The organism is Caldisalinibacter kiritimatiensis (assembly GCF_000387765.1).
In the GTDB taxonomy this organism is placed as follows: Bacteria; Bacillota; Clostridia; order Tissierellales; family Caldisalinibacteraceae; genus Caldisalinibacter; species Caldisalinibacter kiritimatiensis.
In genome coordinates this window covers 1-2,849 of record NZ_ARZA01000154.1, presented here as the reverse complement: position 1 = coordinate 2,849, position 2,849 = coordinate 1, and the positions used below count along the sequence as shown (strand labels likewise).

The window sequence follows — 2,849 nt, the reverse complement described above, 5'->3', positions numbered from 1 at the left end:
AGGTAGCAAGTTTTTAACTTGCGACTTCGAAGCTTGCCATTTCAATGGCGAGTAGTTCACTTTAAGGTAAAGTATATAGATAATTGATAATTTTTTATCAAAAATTAACTATAAGTTTAGAAAATTAAAAATAGGACTGATATTAGGATAAAGTTCACTTTTATTTATTTTAAGGTATTGTTATAATTAAAATGAAAATATTTTATAAATGATAACTTGTAAAGTATACAGCAAATTATGAATTTATTAATGTGAAAGGGGTATTAAAAAATGAGTGAGTCGAGAAATGTAATGGTATGTGTAACTCAACAAAAGACATGTGAAAGACTAATAAAGAGAGGATATAATGAGTTGAAAACCGATAAAGATAAATTATATGTAATACATGTAGTTAATGAAAAGGATAAATTTTTAGAAAACTGGAGTGACGAAGAAGCATTAGAGTATTTGTTTTCAGTGTCTAAAAAAGTAGGAGCAGATTTGACAGTATTAAGGTCGAAGGATATAGTAAAGGCAATAGCTGATTTTGCTATAAAAAATAAGATTAGCCATATTGTTATGGGTGTATCACCAGATGGGAAAGGGATAGAAAATCATAGTTTAGCTATGAAACTTAACAAAAAATTACCAGAAGCAGATTTTTTGATAATATAGTATAATCGATAATAATTAGCTCTTTGAATTTATGGACACAATAAAATATAAGGTATGTAATATGGGGGAAAGGAGATGTCTTTTATAGGAAAACTGATGACTGCAATAAAGTTTCTATTTGATAAAGATGTACCTATGAGAAAAAAGTTATGGATTATATTACCTGCTTTGTATATATTAAGTCCAATAGACTTAATACCAGCTCCAGTATTAGGATTATCTGTTGTAGATGATTTAGTACTATTATTATTTGTAATAGGTAAGATATCAGAAAAACTTGATGAATATGCAAATAACAACTCAAATAAAAATCAAGAAGATAAAGATAGAGAAAAAATAGTTGAAGATGTAGAATATGAAATAATAGATGAAGAAAAGTAAAATAAGGCTATAGAAAAGCGACCTCATGTAGGAGGTCGCTTTTTTATGAAAAAATACAAGTATTTAATAAATGAGCTAAATTTCATGTCGAAAAATTATGACAAGCTCCGTAAAAAATGGTAGAATAGAAATATAAATACTCGAAAGGAAGATACTATGGCTGCAGATATCATCAAAGATTATAGCATTTTAGAAGTATATATGGAAAATTTAAGTCAAAAGGTTTTACTATGTAAGCATAAGGATACAGAAGAATTATATTTGGTAAATGCTATTACAAATAAAGGTCTAGTTGAAGGACTAGATTATGAACTTCTAATTAATACATTTGATTCTATGGAAAATATTGTTGAATCAGATGAAGCTATATACTTTATTACAAAGTATAGTGAATATCAATATCTAAATGAGTATTTATCTAACAATAAATTAGGCTTATCTAGTCAAGTAGGTTATTTAACAACCATCACAGATGTACTTCTTAAATTAAGAAAATATCCAGATTATATAATATCTTCTTTTTTAGATATAAACAATTTGTACATAGACGAAAAGAATAATATTCACTTTACGGGTTTAGTTATTCTTGATGAAAATAATTTAAAAATTAGTAGGTCAGATGTTTTGAGAAAGCTTGCTAATATAACTCATGTTATATTTACTGGAAAATCGATTGAAAATGATAAATTATTTAGTGAAATACCTCCAGATATAGAAAAGTTAATTAATAAGTGTTTAAACGATGAATATCTGCAATATGAGGAATTTGTTAATGACTTTAAACAGTCAAATATATATAGATTAATCAATCCAGAAGAAGACGATTTAGCTAGAGTATATTTAATGAGAAAGAGCATGAATAAAAGAAAGACCATAAATAAATTAAAAAAAAGAGGAATAATAGTTGCGATAATATTAATATTATTATCCCCAATATTAGTTCCATATGCAGTGAAAATGTTTAGAAACATTAATACTGATATTGTAAATAAAGAATCAATAAATAATGTTGAAGATAGACAAGAAAACATCGATGAAGTTAATGAGGAACGAGAAGATGAACAGAATATTACTGATGAGGCTAGTGAAAAAATAGTGGTAGAAGAAACATTAAAAGAGGAAGAGACAGTATATGATTATTTTAATGAAGAGCTAATTAAAAATTATACAGATGAGAATATTGGAAGTATAGATAATACTAAGTTTTATGAAGGTGATTCTTCTGTAAAAATAGTAAATATTGAAGAAAAAAGAAACGAATTCTTAGTTGGGGTTATTGATATTACAAATGGAGGATTTAGTTTCTTAAAGGAAAGAAAGATAGATGTTTCAATGCGCTTAACATCAAGTATGAAAGCTGATGGAGCTATAACACTTAAAATAAAAAAAGGTAATAGATTATTAGGACAAGTAACTAGGAAAATAAATGTACCAAATGATATATGGATATTAGAAAGTATAGATGTAAATACAGGAAAAGCTGATAGAATAGAGATTTATTTAACTACATCGCAAAAAACTGCTATATGGGTGGATTCATTTGGAGTTGATATTCTTAAGTAGGGCGACTAAAAAGTCGTCTTTTTTACTATAGGCCTATTAAATCTACTAACTAACGAATTGCCGAAGTCGAATTTGTTCTTACAGTATTTGAATATAACTACTTTATCTAGCGTCTAAAATCAAAAGATATGAATTTGCACATAATTAAGGTACAGTGAATAAGATATATAGATAAGTATTTTTATTATGTCTATAGATAGTTGCAAAATACAAAATTAAACTTATCCACAGAAAATTAGTAAAAAAAATAG

At 26.5% G+C, this 2,849-nt stretch carries 3 protein-coding genes; all 3 read left to right on the top strand.

The features are described 5' to 3' along the window. Positions 1–270 precede the first annotated feature (270 nt). The 3 genes from L21TH_RS07275 (at position 271) to L21TH_RS07265 (ending at position 2,598) form a co-directional block, all read left to right on the top strand. Positions 271–654, top strand: coding sequence for a universal stress protein (locus tag L21TH_RS07275; RefSeq protein ID WP_006312882.1), 384 nt, complete (start codon positions 271–273; stop codon positions 652–654). 75 nt (positions 655–729) lie between these two features. Then, positions 730–1,035: a YkvA family protein gene (locus tag L21TH_RS07270; RefSeq protein WP_006312881.1), complete on the top strand. Its 306-nt coding sequence runs from the start codon at positions 730–732 to the stop codon at positions 1,033–1,035. A gap of 156 nt (positions 1,036–1,191) precedes the next feature. Beyond that, complete coding sequence (locus tag L21TH_RS07265; protein ID WP_006312880.1) at positions 1,192–2,598, top strand: hypothetical protein; 1,407 nt, start codon at positions 1,192–1,194, stop codon at positions 2,596–2,598. Positions 2,599–2,849 lie beyond the last annotated feature (251 nt).